Raw genomic sequence first — 21,164 nt, 5'->3', positions numbered from 1 at the left:
CTTATATTTCTTAAGATTGCTCTATGAGATTCACGGAGTTTCACGCATTGGGCTAAAAAATTTGGCATTATATCATAAAGAATTTGAGATTTTTACTAATGAGTTTTTTATTTTTATTTGGCTAGAATATGGGCTTTGTGTTTTTTTTGTGGGATAAAGTTTTAAAGATTCGTTTTGTTAAGGAATATATATGCACGGCAAGATATTGAGATATTCTAATCAAACCAAAAATGGCGTTGTTGTGAATGCTTCTAAGAAGATTTTTGAGCTACGCAATACAAGTTGGCACGATCAAAGAATGATGCCAAGTGCGGGAATGCTTGTGGAATTTCGCCTTGATGATAATGGATATGTCATTACGGATTGCAAGGCTTCTAGGTATCAAAGTTTCCCAGAGAATGGGCTGATACGCGAGATTGATTTTTGGCGGACAAATACTGATGATGAGCTAAAAAGTAAAGAGGCAGATGCAAAGGCTGCCATTGCTAAGCAGATTTTTGCCGAGACAAATTACCTTAAACTCAATAGCATTCAGCTAAGCACACCAATCCCTGAAACGATAAAAGACTATTTTCAAGAAGAGTTTCACGCACTTACCGCTATTTCTGGTATGGAAGAAGAGGGGCAGGACCCGCAGACGAAGATAAATTATATCATTGTTAAGCCCTATCTTTCAAAGGCGATTGATTATCTTGTGTTTAATGATAGACATATTACGATTGATAATTTTGCTGATGATATGCAGGTGCTTAAAAAATTAGAGTATTCTTATAGGCAGTTTCAAACAAACACTAACTTGACGCCTGATAAAATTTACCAAGAATGCTTCCTTGATGTGCAGTATCATTATAAGGGTGTGATAAGGGCGATTGAAACATTTAATGAAAAAAAGCTCTCTGTGCAAAATAAGATTCGTGTAGGCTCAATGGAATTGCGTTCAATCCAAGCCAAGCTTGATGCTAAAAGGGGCGATCCAAAGGCGCTAGAAGAGCGTAAGGTGAGAACAAGAGCGGTGATTACAAAAGCCGAATCTGATATTAAAATTATCAGTGCGACTATTGATAGACTAAAAGCTCTTGCGGAGAATTTTAAGAAAGAAAATCTCACAAAGTTTGAGGGCGTGTTTAATAAGATGTATGAGATACTTATCAATAAAACAAAAGATGCAATGGATATTTGTGCCACACATATTGACAATAAGCTATGGAAGCTAGGTATGTCATCTTTAGCGATTAAAAATGTCTTTTTTAAGCATAATATCAATAGCCCATTTTGTGCAATGACATTTTTGGGCAATCACACTAAAATGCTTGATAAGGGTAAATTACGCGATAATGAATATCAAGTTTATCAATATTACAACAAGTATATGGCAAAAAATGCTAAGAATTTTTTGATTTTTTCGGATAATCCCGCTTTTAGCTTGGATTTGAAAATTAAGATTATGTCAGCGAGTAAGTTTCATAATGTTGTGATTTACCACAAAGAGATTGAATATTTTAGTGCGGTAAATCGCCAGACTTTTGAGCTTATCTACATAGATTCTGAACTGAAACTCCAAAAACCAGCCTCTATCATAAAAATTGGTAAAGAATCTAAGAAAAATAAGCAAACAAATTTCGCCCTTTTATCACTCGCACAAATCAAAACTTTTGAATTTTGAGATGAATCTTTTATCGCTCCAAGACATACATAAGCAATACGATCATAAGATCATTCTCAAACAGGCAAATCTTAATATCTCTCAATATGAACGCATTGCGGTTATTGGTCAAAATGGCTCGGGCAAGTCAAGCTTATTGCAGATTATTGCCGGAGGGCTAGAGATAGATGGCGGTGAAAGGATAGGTATCAAAAATCTTAAGATTCTATCCTTAGAGCAAAAGCCTATCTTTAAGGCAAATGCAAGTGTGCAAGATGTGCTTATAGAATCTATGAGTGAGATAACAAAAGCTCATAACGCCCTGCAAGAGATAAACAACAAGCTTTCAATGATACAAGATTCTATTAAAGATTCCCTAACGCGTAAAGAGATGTTAAATGAATACGCAAGGCTTAGTGCCTTTTTAGATGACAATAATGGCTGGGATTTACAGAAAAGGGCAGAAGAGATTTTAGAGCATTTTGGCTTACAGGCTTTTAGAGATAGACTTGCAAATTCCCTAAGTGGAGGGGAGCAGAAAAAAATCGCATTGGCAAGTATTTTATTGCAACCTTGTGATATTTTATTGCTTGATGAGCCTACAAACCACCTTGATACGCAAATGGTGGCATTTTTGGAGGATTTTATTTTAAAGTCCCGTTTTACACTTGTATTCATTAGCCACGATAGATATTTTATTGATAGGGTAGCTACACGCATTATTGAGATTGATTCTGCTCATCTTACAAGCTTTGAAGGCGGATATTTGGATTATTTGGCTAAAAAGGAGGAGATTTTAAGGCATTTAAGTCAAGCTCATCAAAAACTTCTTAAGATTCTAAAAAGTGAAGAGCAATGGCTACGGCAAGGTGTAAAAGCAAGGCTCAAACGCAATGAGGGGCGAAAAAATAGAATCTTAGCTATGCGTGAAGAGGCAAAGCATAATCCATCTGTGATACGCAAAATGCGGCTTGAGCTTGAAAGAGAGCAGAAAAGCTTTAATAAAACTGAAAATGTAAATAATCAAAAATGCCTTTTTGAGATAGAGCATTTGTGTAAAAATATAGGCGGCAAGATTCTAATAAAAGATTTAAATTTAAGAATCTTGCGGAATGATAAAATCGCCATTGTTGGTAAAAATGGCTCGGGCAAGTCAAGCTTTTTAAAAATTTTACTCGGGCAAGACAGGGCAGATTCTGGTGTAGTAAAGGTGGGTGATATACGCATAGGCTATTTTGACCAGCACACGGCTTTGCTTGAAGATGATAAGGATTTGCTAGAGACTTTTTGTCCAAATGGTGGGGAATATATTGAAGTGCGTGGAAAGCATTTGCATATATATGGGTATTTGAAAAACTTTTTATTTCCAAAAGAGTTTTTAACGCAAAAAATTAGCTCTCTAAGCGGTGGGGAGAAAAACCGCGTAGCCCTAGCCTTGCTTTTTACCAAGGAAGTTGATGTATTTATCCTTGATGAGCCAACAAATGATTTAGATATACAAACGATTAATATTGTGGAGGAATATCTTTTGAGCTTGAATTGTGCGGTTGTATTTGTGAGCCACGATAGGTATTTTGTGGATAAACTCGCCCAAAAACTGCTTGTCTTTGAAGGGGGCGGCAAAGTGGTGCAAACGCATATGCTTTATAGTGAGTATTTGGAGATGAATGAAAATTTGCTGGAACTTGAGAGATTAGAATCTTTGAGTGCAGATTCTAAGCCCAAGATTCAATCACAGCATACAGAATCTGTTCCCATAGAATCTGCCCCTGTGAAAAAAGCAAAAAAATTAAGCTACAACGAGCAAAGGGCATTGCAGATTCTGCCCCAAGAGATTGAAGTGCTAGAATCTAGGCAAAAAGCCCTGCAAACTGCCCTTAGCAACCCACAAACCTATCAGCAGCAAGGCATTAGTGTCTTAGCAGCAGAGTTAGCAGAAGTGGAAAAGGAGCTAGATTCTAAAATCACGCAATATTTGGAATTAGAGCAGAAAAATAGCGATTTAGCATAGTTAAAATATTATAAAACTTTTGCTACAATCCACGACATTGTTTTAGATTCAAAAATAAGGAGAGTATCCACAATGAAAGAAGCAAAATATATTTGGAAAGATGGTAAGCTTATCCCGTGGGCAGATGCGACCACGCATATTTTAAGCCATACTTTGCATTATGGAAATGCTGTTTTTGAAGGTACAAGGGCGTATATGACAAAAAAGGGTTTGGCGATTTTTCGTCTAAAAGAGCATACAAAAAGGCTTTTAGATTCAGCTAAGATCGTTTGTATTAAATCGCCCTTTACGCAAGATGAGCTAGAAAAGGCTCATATAGAGGTTTTGAGGGCAAATAAAGATGAATATAAGGGCAATGTGTATATCCGCCCTATTATTTATCTTGGCTATGGTGTTATGGGGCTAAATCACATTAACGCACCGGTAAATGTTGCGATTGCTGCGTGGGAGTGGGGAGCGTATCTTGGTGAAGATGGCTTAAATAATGGAATCAAAGTCAAAACAAGCTCCTTTGTGCGGAATCCTACAAAGTCATTTATGGGTAAGGCAAAGGCGGCAGCAAATTATCTTAACTCACAAATGGCAAAGCACGAAGCATTAGCTTGTGGGTGCGATGAGGCATTATTACTTGATGATAATGGCTTTGTGGCAGAAGGTAGTGGCGAGTGCTTTTTTATCGTAAGGAATGGCAAACTCATCACGCCCCCTTATGATAACACACTAGAATCTATCACACAAGCCACAACCATTGAGATAGCTAAAGATATGGGCTTAAGCGTAGAGCAAAGACGCATTACACGAGATGAAGTATATATCGCTGATGAAGCTTTTTTTACGGGAACCGCAGCGGAGATTACGCCTGTGCGTGAGCTTGATGCAAGGATTATCGGTAATGGCAAGGCTGGGGATTTGACAAAGAAATTGCAACAAGCGTATTTTGATGTTGTCAATGGTGAAAATCCAAAATATTCTCATTATTTAACTTATATAGACTAAGGAGTAGCAATGCCTATTGATTTAAACGAGCATTTGAAGAAAAAACGAGCCGAGCTTGATGAAAAAAAAGGCTCTAGTGATAATCAGCAACCAAGAAACCAAAATAGTGGTGGTGGCAATCGTAATAATGGTGGTGGTAATAATGGTGGAAATAATCGCCCAAATAATAATAGCAATCGCGGTGGCGGTGGATTTAACCTTGATATGCCTATGCCCTCAATGCCTAGTGGCAAGTCGCTTGGCGTGATTATTATCGTTGTTTTATTGATTGTGATTTTTATCGTTGCGCGTCCTTTTGTGATTGTCAATGCGGGAGAGGTTGGCATTAAAGTAACTACGGGGCAGTATGATCCTAAGCCGCTTGATCCCGGACTTCACTTTTTTATGCCTATTATCCAAGATGTGATTTTAGTGGATACAAAGGTAAGGACTATTAACTTCTCTCGTAGTGAGGATATGGGAAATGTAGGGCGAGAATCAAGCATTTTGCGTAATGATGCGATTAATGTTATGGATACAAGCGGTATGACAATCTCAATTGAACTTACCGTGCAGTATCAGCTTGAGCGTGAAAAAGTCCCTGCGACTATTGCAGAGTATGGTATGGCGTGGGAGCAAAAAATCATCAATCCCGTCATTCGTGATGTGGTAAGAAGTGCGGTTGGGAATTACCCCACAGAGGAGCTACCGACAAAACGCGATGAAGTAGCAAATCTTATCTATAATGGTTTTAAAGGCAAACTTGATACAACGCCAAATCAGCCTGTAAAGCTTGTATCTATCCAGTTGCGTGAGATTGTGCTGCCAGAGCAAGTGAAAACGAGAATTGAAGGTGTGGAACTTGCCAAGAGAGATGCACAAAAGGCAAAAGAAGAGGCAAATGCCTTGCGTGAAAGGGCAAAGGGTAAGGCAGATGCACTAGAGATTGAAGCAAAGGGACAGAGTGAAGCAAACCGCCTTGTGAATGAAAGCCTCTCTCAACGATTGCTTGAATTACGGCAAATTGAAACGCAGGGCAAGTTTAATGAGGCGTTAAAAGAAAACACAAACGCACAAATATTCCTAACTCCCGGTGGGGCTGTGCCAAATATTTGGGTAGATTCTAAAAATAAGCAAAAAAGCAGTGTCGTAGGGCAGTAATATATGCGTGATGTGCTAGAAAAGATTGATTGGGAGCGATATGAGCTAATCCCTACGATTACTCAAGAGTGGGGGAGCAATGAAATTTTAATGTTTGCGTATTCTTCTAAACAATCTTTAGAGCTTTCTTTACAAAGTGGGTTGGCACATTATTTTTCTCGCTCAAAGCAGAGAATCTGGCAAAAAGGTGAGCAAAGTGGCAATACACAAAAAATCAAAGAAGTGCGACTTGATTGTGATAATGATAGTTTGATTTTTCTCGTGGAGCAAAAGGGTGTGGCTTGTCATACGGGAGAAAAAAGTTGCTTTTTTCAACGCATTATCCCAAGCGAAATGAAAAGTGAATATAAAGATGAATGTAAAAGTGAAACTGCTGAATCCAAGGGTGCAAGTCAGGTAAGCACAAAAATTCAAAGCCCTTGTGGAATCTATCATATCCTTGATGAGCTATATCATATCATAGAGCAAAAAAAACACGAAAATCCCAAAACTTCTTATAGTGCGTCTTTGTTTGCAAAAGGAGCAAATGGCATTTGTAAAAAGATTGTTGAAGAAGCGGGGGAGCTGTGCTTTGCGATTAAAGATAGGCAGGAATCTGAAATTATCTATGAATGTGCGGATTTGCTCTATCATATTTTGGTGGGCTTAGCCTTAGAGCATATCAACCCTGAGCGTGTGTTGCAGGAGCTTCAAAGACGCAAAGGGCAAAGTGGCATAGAAGAGAAAGCTTCGCGTCAAACGCATTAGGATATATGATGTTTGAAAGGCTAAAGATTTTGCTTATCCAAATGGTGTCTTATTTATCCGTTTATGAGATTGGCTTAATCCTTATTGGTTTTTTTATTTTTATTATGCTTTTTACTTTAGGGCTGCTTTTGCGTGGGCGGAGATTCATTGCAAGGTTTTTCTTTTTCTTGTCTATTATCACCATTCTTGCCGCACCTTTTGTTTTGCATTTTGTGATGAAAAATGTGCTGTATAAGATAGATGTTACTTTGATGAGTGCGTATCCTATGCAATATACAAAAGGTTTCTTTGTCGCAGGAAATATTACAAATAAAGGCAGAGCACCCATCAATGAATGTTTGATTAGCGTAGATTCTGTGCGTGATGAAAAAGATAGCAAATTTATGAGATATTTTAATAGTATTTTTCCAAAAAGTTCCCTAAGCACGAGTATTGACATTGATATTGAGCCTGATAATAATGCTGATTTTTCTGTGATTGTGCCAAATTTTGAAGCACAAGAGCCTTTGTTGTTTAGGGTATATGTGGATTGCTATCTATCAAATAAATTTGCCCAAAAAATGCAGAAGAAAAAAGCACCTAGCAAAGATATTATCACTCCCAAAGAGCCAAGCCTACAAATCACAACTCAAGATTCCATAGAAACAGAAACTCAAGGAAATATTGGCGAACAGGCAAAAGACACAAACTATCAGTAAGCCACTCAAAATGCCAAGTCGGCATAAATTGCTTATTTCTACACCTTCTTACCCACCCCATAGGCAAACTTCACATATATAGCCAAAGCGATGAGCAAAAATGCCACGCCGCCGATGAGATACACCGCATATAAAAGCTGCTCCGGGGCTGAAAAGGTGAATTTAAATACAAGCATCAAAGCTTCAATGGCAAGGGCTATGATGATGGAGCCAAGAAAGCGTATCATCGTCTTATGCACCGTGTAGCTTCTGCCGACATTTTTGCCTAAAACCTCTTCTTCAAAAATCGCTTTGACTAAATCAAAAATCGCTAGAGCAAGGGTTAGCAAAATCGTAGATTCAAAAATATCTTTAATATCAAAGCTTTGAAAACGCAAAATATCCTCTGACCAAAACCGCACTACCCCTTCCACCATAAGCAAAACTGCGATAAAACTTAAGGCGAGTGAAAGCACGCAATACATTCCCACACTTAACATTGAAAAAATATGAAAAAAGCGATTAGGCGAGCTGATTTTTAACGCATCGCGCAGATGAATGTCAATACACACCACAAATAGCAACTCGTGATTTTGATTATACACAGGATAGGCAGCCGTTACGACAAGATTCCCATCAATCTTTGAAGGATAAGGATTTGTGATAATACACCGCTGCTCGTCCAATGCCTCATAGTAATACGCACGATTTGAGAAGTTCGCCCCCGCATTTTCAATAATCCCATTGCTTTGAAACACATCGCTAATCTGCATTCCATTCTTATCCAAAATATACATCGCATCAAAAACTTTAATCTCATCTTTTATGCGTTTTAGCCCACTTAGCACGACTTCAAAGCTAGGCTCCGGCATAAAATTTTTAATATTCTGCGTAAAAAGAAAGGTAAGATACGCACGTAATTCATAACGCATCTTCGCATAGGTAACAATATCTTTTGATAGCATTTTCACTCCTTTTTGATTTGAGAATCTTAGGGCAGATTCTAGCTTGATTTTATAATGTATTCCTTACAGCCTTGTATGTCCTTGTGTAAAACTTTGGCAAATTCTTTTATTTTGCCCCTGTGTTTCAATACATAAGCATACTCACACAAAACGCGTATTTTTACTTTTTGTTGTTTTTGCTTCTTTGTCTTTTTTAGAATCTTTAGAATCCTTTTTAGCACCTTTAACATTCTTAGTCTGTTTCACATCTCGCTTCTTACCAAATTTTGCGTCTTTTTGTTTTGTTGGCTCTATTTTTTGAGATTCTGTATTTTCATTTTCCACTTCAGCCTTATTGTTTTTCCCCCGCACACTAAGCAGCAAAGGCACACCTTGAAAGTCAAAATGCTCTCTTAATACATTAATGATATATCGCTTGTAGCTAAAGTGCAAACTCTGTGGGCGATTACTCACAAGGGCAATTTGTGGCGGGTGTGTGGCATATTGCGTAGCATAGTAGATTTTCACAATCTTGCCGTGATCACTTGGGATATGATGAGCTTGTGTCGCCTTTTCTACACATTCATTTAATACACTCGTTGGGATTCTATATGAAAATCGCTCATATACCTTTAGAATCTCGCTTTTTAGCTTCTCAATATTCCGCCCATTTAACGCAGATAAAGTCATCACCGGCACAAAGGATAAAAAGCCAAATCTATGTTTGAACTCCGCCATAATCTCCTTAAATTCCTTATGCCGTTTATCCCATTTATTTAGCACCACAATCACGCCTAGTGCGTGTTTGGGGATAAGAGAGCTAATCTTTTCATCAAGCTCTACAAAAGGCTCACTCGCATCAAGGACTAAAATGGCAATATGACTTTGAGCCAAAGCCTTATTTGTGCGATCAAGGGCAAACTTTTCAATCCCTAGAATCTTGCTAGAGCGGCGGATTCCAGCCGTATCTACAAAACGCACCTTTTGTCCTAAAATCTCCCCCGTTTCATCAACAGGATCAATAGTCGTCCCCGCCACTTCACTCACCACACTTCTTTCCTTGCCAAGCAAGGCATTCAGCAGTGAGCTTTTGCCGACATTCACACGCCCAATAATCCCAACGGCAATGCACTCTTCACTATCTTTATCCTGCTCCTTAGAATCTAGCGTATCTAAAAACTCCTCCAAGCTCTCATCGTTAGATTCTGTATCATTTTCAAATTGAGACTTCAGTATAGCATTAAGATTCTGCTCCTTTGCTAAATCCAAAAGCTCAAACATCATCTCCAGCAAAAGGCTTAAGCCACGATTATGCTGCACGGAGATAAAGCTCATATCTTTGGCACCAAAGGAGCTAAAATCCCACGCCCTTTGCTTTATCTTATCATTATCCACTTTATTGACTACAAGTATCAAGGGCTTTTGCAAACGCTGAATCTTACGAAAATAAGCTATATCATCATCTTGTGGCAAAAGGCTTCCATCTACCATATACAGCACTAAATCCGCCTCTGCCCCAGCTTTGAGTGAGTTTTCACTCACTTTAGCAAATAGCCCTTGAGCTTTGTCAAGCCCACCTGTGTCAATAAGCTCCACATCAACACCGCTAATCTCAAAACACGCCTTTTTCACATCACGCGTTGTGCCACTCACATTTGAAGTAATAGCCAAATGTTGCTTGATAAGGCGATTAAAAAGGGAGCTTTTGCCGACATTTGGTTTGCCTAAAATCGCTATTGTTTTCATTACACTACTCTTAAATAAAATCTTTTTCTAACGATATGTTAGCTAAAGTTGTGTTTTTTCTTAATAAAACTTCATAAAAGGATTCTAAAAATGCGGAAGTTTTTTATATGTGTTGGGATATGTTGGCTTTCTTTTGGGATTGCAAAAGATTTAGACACCACATCGCCAAACAGCACATTTTCTATCATCGCTGATTTTAATGAAGTAGAAACAAAGCTAGATTCTCAAAAAGATACAGAATCTCAAACTCACGCAAATCAAGTTCATACAAGTGATGAAGCCCTGCAAGATTCACAAAATATAACAGAAAATACAGAAGCTCAAAATCCAGAATCTATAAGTTTAGAATCTAATTCACAAGAGCAATCCCCAGCACTTTTTGTAGATTCCACCCTTGATTCTGTGTTGGCAGATTCTTTACAAAGTGTGAGTTTAGAATCCCAGCAAGATTCAAAACCCCAAACACAAGCGGATTCTGCTTCTTTGGAAAATGAAATATTTGTGAATGAGGGTGGAATCTTCCCTTTGCAGGATAAAGATGCGGAGATTTTACTCTATGGCAACACCTATGTGCTTGTGCCACAATCTAAAGCCCTGCTTTCATTCCTTAATCAGCAAGATTCTAAGCTCAATGTCCGCACACTCAAATCAAGCTCTAGCACGACACAAATCTATAATCAAGGCAAAGATATACTCTTTTACTACTCAAGCAAGAAAGGCTCAAGCCTTTATGACAAAATCGCCCCAAAACGCTTCAAACTCATACTTGAAGAGCTAAGTGAGCCAAATAAAGAGCCAAAAGAGATTAAGCAAGTTTATGCTATTACGCAATTTGATGAGAATATTCTAAACTCGCCCTGTCATATCGTGCAAACACGGCAGTTTATCCGTGATAGAAATAAAAGTGAAATGCTAATCAACCTTGATAGAAAAATCAATCCGCGATTGCTAAGCGAAGGGAAACTAGAGCTATTTTTAGAATGCAGTATCACTGAAAATGAAGACATTTTTAGCTAAATGTAAAAGGAGTTTGTTATAATGCAAAAATCTCATTCCAAAGGCTATTTTTATGCGTGGTTTTAAAATTTTTAGTGGGTCAGCCCACACACTTTTTAGCAATGAACTTGCCGAATATCTTGATATATCTCTCTCAAAAGCAACAATCAATCGTTTTAGTGATGGCGAAATCAATATCCAAATCGGCGAATCTGTGCGTGGCAAGGATATTTTTATCATTCAGCCCACTTGTGCTCCAACAAATGATAATCTTATGGAGCTTCTTATTATGACAGATGCGTTAAAACGCAGTGGGGCAAATAGCATTAATGCCGTCATTCCCTACTTTGGCTATGCAAGGCAGGATAGGAAGGCTGCCCCTCGCGTGCCAATAAGTGCCAAGCTTGTGGCAAATCTCATTGAGCAAAGCGGTATTGATAGGATGATTACGATGGACTTGCACGCCGGGCAGATTCAGGGCTTTTTTGATATACCTGTGGATAATCTTTATGGCTCAATCGTATTTGCTGATTACTTGCGACAAAAGCCGTTTAAAAATCCCATTATCGCTTCACCTGATATTGGTGGTGTGGCAAGGGCTAGGTATTTTGCCGATAGAATGGGAATGGACTTAGTGATTGTGGATAAAAAGCGTGAAAGGGCAAATGAAAGTGAAGTGATGAATATCATCGGCGATGTGAGCGGGAAAGATGTGATTTTAGTAGATGATATGATTGATACTGCGGGGACTATGTGTAAGGCTGCTGATGTGCTAAAATCGCGTGGGGCAAATAGTGTAATGGCTCTAGGCACACACCCCGTGCTAAGCGGACCAGCCATTGAACGCATTGCTAAAAGCTCACTTGATGAAGTTGTGGTAACAAACTCTATCCCCTTGCGACTAGCCCACCCCAAAATCAAAGTCTTAAGCGTAGCACCGCTTTTTGCCGAAGTCATACGCAGAATCTATCACAATGAAAGTGTCAATTCACTCTTTATCTAAGGCTAGATTCTAAGCTCAAGTGCAGGATTCTATCAATGGAGCATATAGAAATTGCCACGCTTTTAAGCATTGCTTTTTTTGCTTCTTTAGGGCATTGCGTGGGAATGTGTGGGGGCATTGTGGTAGCTTATACAAGCTTGTATCAAGCCCATAGAACCCCCCATAAAACCCATAAGAACGCTAAAACTCACTCTTTAGAATCTAGCAAAGATTCCTTAAATGCCACTATACAGACACAAGGGCAAAATTTACAAGATTCTAAATTCTCATCACTATTCACGCAATTTTTCACTCAAATCCCCCTGCACCTAAGCTATCACATTGGCAAAATCACTACTTACGCCACACTTGGTTTTATCGCTGGAAGTTTAGGACATTTTCTTAGCTTAAACGAGCAGATTAAGGCTATTATCTTACTTATAGTGGGAATCTTGCTTGTGCTTTTTGGACTTTCTAGCTTTAATTTTACTAGGCTTAATGCCCTTTTTAGCTCTCTCACGCCAAAGCCCCTGCAAAAGCTCATTACTCTCACTCGTCCTTTTTTACTTAAGCCTTCACTTTGGCGTATATACATACTCGGTTTGCTCAATGGCTTACTGCCTTGTGGCATTGTGTATTATTTTTTACTTACAGCTACAATCGCTGGGAATGGGCTAAATGGAGCGATTGTAATGATTCTTTTTGGAGCTACAACCATTCCGCCACTATTCACACTTGGAATCTTAAGTGCAGCCCTGCAAAACAAACGCCTTCTCTTTTTACGCCTCGGTGCGTTTGGTATGATAATCTTTGGTTGTTATGAAGTCTATAAATCACTTGGGTATTTTTTCTTGATTTCATAAATATTTAATGTTAGAATACGCCCTTTTCAAAATATGAATTTACTGATTTATGAAGGATTGCAATGTTGCAACATATCACACACAATGATTAAATCCTATCAATTATCATTAGGCATAATTTTCATAAAGATGGGATAGAGTTTTTCACTCCCAATGATTTTTCACAGCAACTGGCCTATATGAAACGCCCCAAGGACTATCTTATCCCGCCACATATACATAATGCTGTGCCTAGAGAAGTGCTCTACACAAAAGAAGTGCTATTTATCAAAAGTGGCAAGGTGCGTGTGGATTTTTATGATGATAAGCAAAACTATCTTAAAAGCTCCATACTTGAGCAAGGTGATGTGATATTGCTCGCCTTTGGAGGGCACGGATTCTATATGCTGGAAGAAAGTGAGATTATAGAAGGGGGGGGGGAATCCACCTCTCAAATCTCTTTAGCCTAGGCGTAGAAGTCGTAGAGAAATTTATTGACAAAAACAATATCCACGAACTCCTTGAAATGTGTCTTTATAAAGATATGGACGTGTTTTGTATTGATATTGATGGGAATGATTATTATATGATGAAGTTATTTTTAGATTCTGGCTTTAGCCCATCTATACATTGTGGCAGAATATAACTCAACCTATGGAGCAGATAAATCCATAACAATCAAATATCGTGATGACTTCTCTTATTCTCTCGCCCATCCAACAATGCTTTACTATGGTGTTTCAATAGAAGCGTGGAAAAGGCTTTTAAGTAAGTATGGATATAAATTCATCACTTGCGATAGTCGTGGGGTTAATGCGTTTTTTGTCAAGATGGATAGATTTGAGCAATCATTTCTAGACAATATTAAAGGATTGGAGTATCAAGAAAACTTCTATGAGCTTAGAAAGTTTAGAATGCCACATCAAGAGCGTTTCAAGCTTATAGAAAATATGGAGTTTGTTCAGATAGGCTAATTTGTTAATCTTTTGTGTTAGTATTCCGTAAAAGTTGGTTGCAAACACAAAGGGAAAGTTTTATGGGTTCGTTTAATCAAGAGTACGCTAGGTATTATGATCTGCTTTATAATGACAAAGATTATGAAAAAGAAGCTGCCTATATCCACAATTTGATCCAGCGATTTGCCCCAAAGGCTCAAAGGATTCTAGAGCTTGGGTGTGGGAGTGGGAAATACACTTCTATTCTTGCGAAGTATGGTTATGATATGTGTGGCTTAGACTTATCTTCATCAATGATTGACATAGCACAAAAAAAATATCCACAAATTCCTTTCAAAGTGGCAAATATCACAGACTTTACCCTAGATGAAAAATTTGATGCCATCATCTCATTCTTTCACGTTATGAGCTATCAATGCAGTAACGAATCTTTATGTGCTTCATTTGCCAATATTTTTAAACACCTTAAGCCCAAAGGAGTGTTTTTATTTGACTGCTGGTATGGTCCTGCTGTTCTACACGAGAAGCCAAGTGTGAGAATCAAGCGTGTAAGTGATGGGCGGGTCTCTATTGTGCGTTTGGCTGAACCTACTTTACACCCTGATGAAAATATCGTTGATGTCAATTATGAAATCATCATAAATACACCAAACAAGCTCACGCAAACATTCAATGAAACTCACAAGATGCGTTATTTTTTTACCCCGGAGATTGATCTTTTGGCAAGGCGAAGTGGCTTTAAACTAGAATCTAGCGAAGAATTTCTTAGCGGGAAAAAGCTTAATTTTAACAGCTGGGGGGGGGGATATTGCTTAAGAAAACCAGAATGAAATCCCTGCTCATTATTCATCCAGATGGCAATATTTATGACAACCATAATTTCTATGAAATGGTTGAATTTTTAAGAAAATCTTATAAAGTAACCATTCTCACGATAGCCTACAAGGGTGGAAAAAATAAACATAATGATGAGTTTGGTCGCCATATCATTTACTACTTCCGTGGCTGGAGAAGATTATTTAAATACCTTGACTCCAATATACTGCGTTATATTTTTCTTAATATTTACCTTTTTGGTAGGAGAAAGTATGACCTTATCATAGGTGTGGATAGAGAATCTATCATCCAAGCCTCTATCCTCTCTAAAATGACCAAAACACCTTATGCGTTGCTTTCGTATGAGATATTTTTTGAAGATGAGACAAGTGCTAAGTTTAAGCAAAAAGAGCGAAAAGCGTGTCAAAACATATCGTTTGCTATAGTGCAAGATGAGCTGTGCAGAGTGCATTTGTGTGAGCAAAACCATATTCCTAAAGAGAAAGTTATGCTTATGCCTGTGGCTGCTGGAATAGCAAAGCCCCACCCAAACACATACTTTTTGCACGATCGTTTGCATATTTCTAGGGATAAGAAGATTTTGCTTTATGCTGGAGGGATTGATGGCTGGAGCGGATTTCCGGCATTGTTTTATATCCTAGAATCTATGCTTCCAGATGATTGGGTATTTGTTATACATTTTAAACACCCGGGCATAGCTAAAAGTAAGCCGAATTTTGAGTTAAAGAAAGTGTATTACTCTGAAATCCATCTTCCTACTTATCACGACTTTTCCAAGCTTTTATATAGTGCTGATTTGGGGCTAGTATGTTATTATCCAGATTTTATGGATGTATATCGCGGTAAAAACATTGGCTATATTGGCTTATCGTCTGGCAAATTCAACACTTATTTACAGCACGGCTTGCCTGTTTTAGCTATCTACCCATCATATCTTGCCAAGCTCACACAGCAATACAAACTTGGTATTGGGACGACTGATTTGCGATCGATTAACCTAACAAGCTTCAAAAAAGAAGAGTATAGACAAAATTGCCTCGATTTTTTTGACAAATTTTTATCATTTGAAACTTGTAAAGATGAACTTATGAGGCGTATAGAAAATGCTCTAGGGGGGGGGGGCAATATAAACCAATAATCGCCGATACCCTATCTTTTGTAAGCGAGAGTTATCATTGCAACTTCTCCTATGATCACTTGGGAAATGCGGCATGATTGGCAAAAAGCTGCGGGTTGCCTGTGTATTTGAGGGAGAGCTAACTGTTGGCGGTGGCTTCCAGCAGCCTTTGAGTGTGCTAAAAGAGATTTATCATAATTGTAATTTTGATTGCATACCAATTGTATTTTCCAAACAAAATCAACAAATACTCCATACTCTTAATATAGAATCCATCCTTTGTCACAGGGGGTTATTATCTAGGATAAAAGAGCTTTTTATTAGGCATTCGATAATTAAATATTTTCTACATCGCATAAGAATACTAAGCGCATTAGAAAAAGTGCTTTTTGCACAAAATATAGATATTTGCTACTTTCTTACTCCATCAAGTCAGTGCCTTAGCCTGTCTCAACACCATTTCATTTTTACAATTTGGGATCTATCACATAGAGATTTTGTAGAATTTCCAGAAGTTTATCACAATAATGAGTTTAACAACAGAGAATTTCTCTATCGCAATGCTATCCACAAAGCCGTAGCTGTTATCACTGATTCTGAATATGGGCGTCATAATGCCATAACCTACTATAACGCTTCACCACATAGAATCTATGCCTGCCACTTTGCTCCATCTATCAATACAACAGATGAAAATATCCCCTCTAATATAAATATCAAAGAAAAATACAATATATCCGGTGACTACATCTACTATCCTGCGCAATTTTGGTCGCATAAAAATCATATCTACATATTAGAAGCCTTGCAGGTTCTTAAAAATGAAGGAATTTGTATCAATGCTATTTTTAGTGGGTCTAATAGGGGTAACCTTGAATATATCCTTGAAATGGCTAAAGCAATGGGGCTTGAAGACCTTGTCCATTATATTGGCTTTGCACCAAATAATGAAATTAAATCTCTCTATACACAATCTCTAGCATTAGTTATGCCAACTTATTTTGGACCAACCAATATCCCCCCACTTGAAGCCTTTAGCTTAGGGGTGCCAGTAATCTACTCTGACCTACCCGATTTAAAAGAGCAAGTAGGCGATGCGGCTTTACTATGCGATTTGTGCGACCCCACAAACCTAGCGCAACAAATCAAGCTACTTCTTGATAATCAGCATTTGCGAGCAGATCTTGCACAAAAAGGAAGAGAGCAGCTAAAGAAGCTCAATGCCACAAGCATAACGGACATTCTCTCTGTAATCCTTGAAGATTTTCGCATAAAACGCAAGTGCTGGGAATAAAGCCAATTTTCTTGGCATCTTTATATAAAAGAACACAAGAATAAAAAGTGATGCCTAGAAGAGAGCTTGGTAATATGTCTCCAAATAGGTTGACACAATTTGAAAGATTCTTAAAGGGAGAAGCTCAAACACCACTTGGAGGTGCTGGAGGGGGAGTAACAGGAGGAGTGACTAATTTTCCATCCTAAAAAAAGCGTGATGATATTTCTTGTTATTTTGACAGTTCTCTTTAGCTCAACAAAGCAATATTGATGCTTTGTTGCCATTAAAGCGACAAAGAATATTATTTGACCGCATCGCAAAGATACTTTGAGTGGCAGCCATTCTGCCCTAACAGATTTTTGTTGCCAAGTATAATTAAAACTTTCTTAGTCCGTGTAACTGCCACATTAAGCAGGTCCGTTTCCCCTCTGTTAAAAAAGAAGTTTTTTGGATCTCCGGCATTTTTCCCATAAACCGTGGAAAACACGATAATGTCCCTTTCACTGCCCTGAAAAGTGTGGACAGTTCCTATTTTGATATGAGAGAGCCGCTTATCACTTTCAAATTCATCCTTTATTTTTCTGCCTTGCTCTGCAAAAGGCGTAATGATGCCAATATGTTTTTCGCAGAAATCAGCATTATCAAGATCAGGAGATGCTCCAACTCTTTTTCTAAGCTCATTAAGCTCTCTCAAAAGATAATCACGAATCTGTTTGATTTCTTCTTCATTGCTCGTTCCTCTTTTTTCACCAACATTTTCTACCCAAATGACAGACCACTCATGTGGCGTTTTGATAATCATTTCCTCATTGTAAGTCATCTTATTGGCAATATCTGCGATAGGCTTGCCACACCCAAAGTGCTCTTTTAGCCAAATATCACCCCTAAGTTTGCTAGGGTTATATGGCAAGACAATTTGAGGGGCAGCATTGTTTGCAATATGCATCACATTATTTGCAAACCTTTCCTTATCATAACCAGCGTCAGTTCGCACTCCATTATCTGCTTCTTTAGCTTTATATTGCTTATCGCCCAAATAATCTCCACAGCCAAAGTAAGTCTTCATTCTTGATAAATGGGCGCAACAAATCTTGCTCCATTGTGTGAGTAATGCTAAACACTGGTTTTAGCTGCTTTGTATCGCCAAAGAATATTGCCTTTTTTGCACTATATAAAACAACAGCTTTGCTTGGTGGTATTGTGCCAACCTCATCCACCAATAAATACTTCAAAAAGTCTCTTCGTGGTTTAATAATAGAGCCAAAGCTATTACATGTAACGCTAATGATAGGGAATATTGGAAATATTTGTGTAAGAAGCAGATTTGATGAGACTATATCCGCATATTCCTTTTTGTCCCTATATTGTACATTTAGAAAGTCCTCTGTGGCTTCAAGAGTAAAATATCCTCCCTCTGGGCATTCAACCACAGAATCTAGCAACAATTTCCTAAGCAAATCCTCGTTGTCGGTAAGTTGCTCTGTTTTAGAATTTCTTTTTAAATTTGCAAAAGCTAACATGTGCTCACATGAATGGCATACAAAACAATCTTCGCTAGATTTTTCCGATTGCTTTTTATTCATTTTGGAATCAATGCAACATGGACAATAAAACGCATACTCACATTCTCTGTTTGCAGAAAGTTTATCTTTTACAAAAAATAGCCCTTCTAGTATATGTAACGAGTAATAAAAGTTTTCAACCCTTTCTTTTGTATCGAGTTTTTCTCTTTCCTTGAGCTCATCTATGGCATTTTTGTAAGCCTTGGCAAACCCATTGCCTTTATCAAAAAATGTTTGCTCCTTTTTTGTCTTTTATTGCCTCAAGCTTGGCTCGAGCTTCTGGTGAAAATTTACCGAGCCAGTTCTCCTCGTGGAGCTTAATGAGCTCAACCAATTTTCTGTCAATGTGCTTTAGAGTATCTATTTTCTTTTGTAGCACCCTTTGTTCTTGCTCTATTTTGTTTATAATCTCTTCTCTAAAAGCCTTTTTCTTTTCCAGTTTTGGGATACATATTTTTTGGATAAAACAATAGCAAAGCTTAATAAGAATTTTTTGGAATAGTGTCTTGGGCAATTTGTCTTTATATCTCAAGCTTCCTTAGCGTTTTGGTAAGCTCTCTATTCTGCTCTCCCAGCCTATTTGCTTTTTTGGTAATCTTTTCTCTATCATCTTTAATAGATTTCTCAATCTCGTGGCGTTTTGTTTTCCACCCATTAAAATGGGATAACTTAGCTGGATTTTCCCTAAATTTTCTAAGAAATGTGCGGAGATTCAATGCGTGTTTTTGATTATTATCTACAAGTTTAAGAATCTCTTGTTCAAAGCTTTCAATCTGCTCCAACTCATCTGCTGTTACTTTGTCAAAATCGGCACAGATTCGCTCTTTGTTTGCACGAATCTTATCAAGAAAGCTTTTTAAATACTATCTTATAAAATTCTATGGGAATATGGGTTTCGTATTTTATGCCCAAAAAGGTCTCGCATTTCTCTATATAGTATGTCTCATTGTCTTTGACTCTATTTGCCGCATTAACAATATCATTGATAGACTTATTGCTTTTATCCACACCTTTTTTTCTCATCAATTTTGGTCTTAAGGTTTGGAACCAAAAAGGACTTGTTGTCAAGAATCTCCTGCTTCTCTTTTGGGTCTTTGTCGGAAATCCATCTTTCATACAGCAAATCGCCGTTGTTGTGTAGGGCGTTGTCTGGAAACTGACTTGCAACGCCCTCATTGATATTGATTAGAGCTTGATTGTTTGTTGATGTACAGACGAAGGGGGCGGTGTTTGGGATTTGCCCATTCTTAAGAAAACGATTTGCTGAATCCATTGCTGTTTTTACAACAAAATCGGCAAACATTGCTCGCAAAACAGAAGTTTTTCCTGTCCCGGGTCCGCCATTAATCGGAGCAATATTGAGTTTTTCATCCAAAAAGGTATAAACAGCTATCCTTTGTGATGGCATAAGGAGATATTTTGCATCTAGGCTTCCCAAATGTCTTTATAATATTCAAGTTCTTGCTTAATGCCAAAAAGGCTTTTTTGGGTCTTTGGGTATTTGAAACTAAAATACTCATCGAGCAGCCCAATATCCCTACTTTTCTCGTCTTTCTCTTCTTTAAGCAAATATTTATAAATTTTACGCAATCCAGCAGTAAATGAGCTTTTATACATACAGATATACCAATCTTGCCCACAAGCCGCATCTAGCCCACTTTTTGCAAAAAGTTTTCAAGTCTGCTACTTAAAATGTCTTTAAAGGCAATATCCTCTCTCGATACCGCTTATTTCTCCATCCTGAAGTTGAGGAGCAGACAAAGCATCATTGTCTGTGTTTTGGGTAATTTGTTCATCATCTATGTGTTGAATAATTTTTGGAGAAAGAAATATAAAAGGCATTTCCATTGGACATGTCCCACCATTTCCTACAAGAAACTCCAAATTTAATAAGGTATGTTTGATTTTTTTCTTTTGAGATTCTTTTTGATTTTTGTTCTCTAGACCAATATCTAAATCACCTACATCTGCCAACTGGGCTACAAAAATCGGGAAATATTTTTCCTTTTTGTTATTTTCATTTTCAATATCCCGAGCTTTTCCACCCAAAATCGCAAAACTATATGCGAAATCCTCATTTTTCTTTTTACTGTCAATAAACCTATTAACTCCACTCACAAATTCATCAAAACCCTCTTTGTCTAGTCGATAAACAAATGTGTCGTTGGCATTTTTGCTCTCAAATTTATGCCATTCCAAATTTGCTCCAAAATCAATATCAAACAGATGCTCAACCTTTAGTAGGTAATCATAGTATCTAAAAAGCTCCTTTATATTCTCTCTCATATTCCACATTCCTTTTTTAAATTAGGGCGGGAATATAGCAAACTTTCACTTAAAGCACAAAAAAAATCACCTTGCTTTTAGTTATAATATAGCACTTTTATACACAAGAATTAATCCTCACAACATTTTAAGAAACAATCCTAAAGGAGCTATTGTTAAGGCACGGTTCAACATCTTTTTTATAAAACTCTTTATAGCCATCTCTCTGTGCATATTCACACTCCATATTTGTCCAAATATATCGCAAGGTATCGGGGGTATTTATATTGGCAATGAGCTTGATCTCTCCTGAAGTGATAAGTTCTACCCATCTCTTGCTAACAATATCTGGATATATGGAGGCGTGTATTCTCTCTCCGCTCGACAACCTCTCAATCACTTTTTCCTTAAAAGCCTTATCCCAAGCC

25 protein-coding genes are annotated in these 21,164 nt (G+C 37.8%); 14 read left to right on the top strand and 11 right to left on the bottom strand.

The features are described 5' to 3' along the window. The first annotated feature begins 190 nt into the window (after positions 1-190). The 6 genes from HCCG_RS10250 (at position 191) to HCCG_RS10225 (ending at position 7,234) form a co-directional block, all read left to right on the top strand. Positions 191-1,663, top strand: coding sequence for a hypothetical protein (locus HCCG_RS10250; protein ID WP_002957476.1), 1,473 nt, complete (start codon positions 191-193; stop codon positions 1,661-1,663). After that, positions 1,653-3,653 (top strand): ABC-F family ATP-binding cassette domain-containing protein, encoded by a 2,001-nt coding sequence (locus HCCG_RS10245; protein WP_444542559.1) that lies wholly within the window; start codon positions 1,653-1,655, stop codon positions 3,651-3,653. Before HCCG_RS10250 ends, HCCG_RS10245 begins: the two co-directional genes overlap by 11 nt. A 72-nt stretch (positions 3,654-3,725) precedes the next feature. After that, complete coding sequence (locus HCCG_RS10240; RefSeq protein ID WP_002957471.1) at positions 3,726-4,649, top strand: branched-chain amino acid transaminase; 924 nt, start codon at positions 3,726-3,728, stop codon at positions 4,647-4,649. Positions 4,650-4,658: 9 nt separating this feature from the next. Further along, the gene (locus HCCG_RS10235; RefSeq protein WP_002957469.1) at positions 4,659-5,789 is read left to right on the top strand and encodes an SPFH domain-containing protein; all 1,131 of its coding nucleotides are present in this window, start codon (positions 4,659-4,661) and stop codon (positions 5,787-5,789) included. A 3-nt stretch (positions 5,790-5,792) separates the two neighbouring features. After that, on the top strand, positions 5,793-6,536 hold the full coding sequence (gene hisIE / locus HCCG_RS10230) for a bifunctional phosphoribosyl-AMP cyclohydrolase/phosphoribosyl-ATP diphosphatase HisIE (protein WP_034548517.1): 744 nt from the start codon (positions 5,793-5,795) through the stop codon (positions 6,534-6,536). A gap of 8 nt (positions 6,537-6,544) precedes the next feature. After that, on the top strand, positions 6,545-7,234 hold the full coding sequence (locus HCCG_RS10225) for a DUF2393 domain-containing protein (protein ID WP_002957467.1): 690 nt from the start codon (positions 6,545-6,547) through the stop codon (positions 7,232-7,234). A 38-nt stretch (positions 7,235-7,272) separates the two neighbouring features. Here the strand turns inward: HCCG_RS10225 and HCCG_RS10220 are convergent, their stop codons facing one another. Both HCCG_RS10220 and der read right to left on the bottom strand, forming a co-directional pair. Then, entirely contained in the window at positions 7,273-8,178 is a 906-nt protein-coding gene (locus HCCG_RS10220) for a PDC sensor domain-containing protein (protein WP_014666531.1), read from the bottom strand. A gap of 141 nt (positions 8,179-8,319) precedes the next feature. Then, complete coding sequence (gene der, locus HCCG_RS10215; RefSeq protein ID WP_002957465.1) at positions 8,320-9,903, bottom strand: ribosome biogenesis GTPase Der; 1,584 nt, start codon at positions 9,901-9,903, stop codon at positions 8,320-8,322. A 90-nt stretch (positions 9,904-9,993) separates the two neighbouring features. Here der and HCCG_RS10210 point away from each other — a divergent pair, with 90 nt between their 5' ends. From HCCG_RS10210 to HCCG_RS10175, 8 genes are all read left to right on the top strand, one after another. Next, complete coding sequence (locus HCCG_RS10210; protein ID WP_014666529.1) at positions 9,994-10,920, top strand: hypothetical protein; 927 nt, start codon at positions 9,994-9,996, stop codon at positions 10,918-10,920. A 52-nt stretch (positions 10,921-10,972) separates the two neighbouring features. Then, positions 10,973-11,902: a ribose-phosphate pyrophosphokinase gene (locus tag HCCG_RS10205; protein ID WP_002957463.1), complete on the top strand. Its 930-nt coding sequence runs from the start codon at positions 10,973-10,975 to the stop codon at positions 11,900-11,902. A gap of 35 nt (positions 11,903-11,937) precedes the next feature. Beyond that, entirely contained in the window at positions 11,938-12,744 is an 807-nt protein-coding gene (locus HCCG_RS10200) for a sulfite exporter TauE/SafE family protein (RefSeq protein WP_002957462.1), read from the top strand. 179 nt (positions 12,745-12,923) lie between these two features. Next, a complete protein-coding gene (locus HCCG_RS10195) occupies positions 12,924-13,193 on the top strand; it encodes a hypothetical protein (protein WP_015453592.1) in 270 nt (89 codons plus the stop codon). 162 nt (positions 13,194-13,355) lie between these two features. Continuing rightward, on the top strand, positions 13,356-13,697 hold the full coding sequence (locus HCCG_RS10190) for a hypothetical protein (RefSeq protein WP_015453593.1): 342 nt from the start codon (positions 13,356-13,358) through the stop codon (positions 13,695-13,697). 62 nt (positions 13,698-13,759) lie between these two features. Beyond that, positions 13,760-14,509 (top strand): class I SAM-dependent DNA methyltransferase, encoded by a 750-nt coding sequence (locus tag HCCG_RS10185; protein ID WP_034548514.1) that lies wholly within the window; start codon positions 13,760-13,762, stop codon positions 14,507-14,509. Beyond that, positions 14,506-15,654 (top strand): glycosyltransferase family protein, encoded by a 1,149-nt coding sequence (locus HCCG_RS10180; RefSeq protein ID WP_230197949.1) that lies wholly within the window; start codon positions 14,506-14,508, stop codon positions 15,652-15,654. Before HCCG_RS10185 ends, HCCG_RS10180 begins: the two co-directional genes overlap by 4 nt. Before the next feature lie 361 nt (positions 15,655-16,015). Beyond that, a complete protein-coding gene (locus HCCG_RS10175; protein ID WP_230197948.1) occupies positions 16,016-16,927 on the top strand; it encodes a glycosyltransferase family 4 protein in 912 nt (303 codons plus the stop codon). A 283-nt stretch (positions 16,928-17,210) separates the two neighbouring features. Here HCCG_RS10175 and HCCG_RS10170 read toward each other — a convergent pair whose 3' ends face one another. From HCCG_RS10170 to HCCG_RS12650, 9 genes are all read right to left on the bottom strand, one after another. Next, positions 17,211-17,945, bottom strand: a complete 735-nt coding sequence (locus HCCG_RS10170) for a DEAD/DEAH box helicase (protein ID WP_015453596.1) — start codon at positions 17,943-17,945, stop codon at positions 17,211-17,213. After that, positions 17,935-18,429 (bottom strand): hypothetical protein, encoded by a 495-nt coding sequence (locus tag HCCG_RS10165; protein ID WP_133247170.1) that lies wholly within the window; start codon positions 18,427-18,429, stop codon positions 17,935-17,937. The genes HCCG_RS10170 and HCCG_RS10165 overlap by 11 nt, the downstream gene beginning before the upstream one ends. Before the next feature lie 265 nt (positions 18,430-18,694). Beyond that, a complete protein-coding gene (locus tag HCCG_RS10160; RefSeq protein WP_015453598.1) occupies positions 18,695-19,003 on the bottom strand; it encodes a hypothetical protein in 309 nt (102 codons plus the stop codon). Then, positions 18,993-19,253: a hypothetical protein gene (locus HCCG_RS10155; protein ID WP_002957451.1), complete on the bottom strand. Its 261-nt coding sequence runs from the start codon at positions 19,251-19,253 to the stop codon at positions 18,993-18,995. Before HCCG_RS10155 ends, HCCG_RS10160 begins: the two co-directional genes overlap by 11 nt. A 61-nt stretch (positions 19,254-19,314) precedes the next feature. After that, positions 19,315-19,494 carry a hypothetical protein gene (locus HCCG_RS10150; RefSeq protein WP_230197947.1) on the bottom strand — a complete coding sequence of 60 codons (180 nt, stop codon included), beginning with the start codon at positions 19,492-19,494 and terminating at the stop codon, positions 19,315-19,317. After that, positions 19,472-19,846, bottom strand: a complete 375-nt coding sequence (locus tag HCCG_RS12275) for a hypothetical protein (protein WP_133247171.1) — start codon at positions 19,844-19,846, stop codon at positions 19,472-19,474. The genes HCCG_RS10150 and HCCG_RS12275 overlap by 23 nt, the downstream gene beginning before the upstream one ends. Positions 19,847-19,896: 50 nt before the next feature. After that, on the bottom strand, positions 19,897-20,088 hold the full coding sequence (locus tag HCCG_RS10140; protein WP_002957448.1) for a hypothetical protein: 192 nt from the start codon (positions 20,086-20,088) through the stop codon (positions 19,897-19,899). An 81-nt stretch (positions 20,089-20,169) separates the two neighbouring features. Beyond that, positions 20,170-20,757, bottom strand: a complete 588-nt coding sequence (locus HCCG_RS10135; protein ID WP_015453602.1) for a hypothetical protein — start codon at positions 20,755-20,757, stop codon at positions 20,170-20,172. A 127-nt stretch (positions 20,758-20,884) separates the two neighbouring features. Further along, the coding region (locus HCCG_RS12650) for a hypothetical protein (RefSeq protein ID WP_230197946.1) at positions 20,885-21,164 on the bottom strand (280 nt) is incomplete at its 5' end.

The organism is Helicobacter cinaedi CCUG 18818 = ATCC BAA-847, from assembly GCF_000155475.1.
GTDB lineage: Bacteria > Campylobacterota > Campylobacteria > Campylobacterales > Helicobacteraceae > Helicobacter_C > Helicobacter_C cinaedi.
Note: the sequence above shows the minus strand (reverse complement) of the source record. Positions and strands in the feature narration are given on the sequence as shown.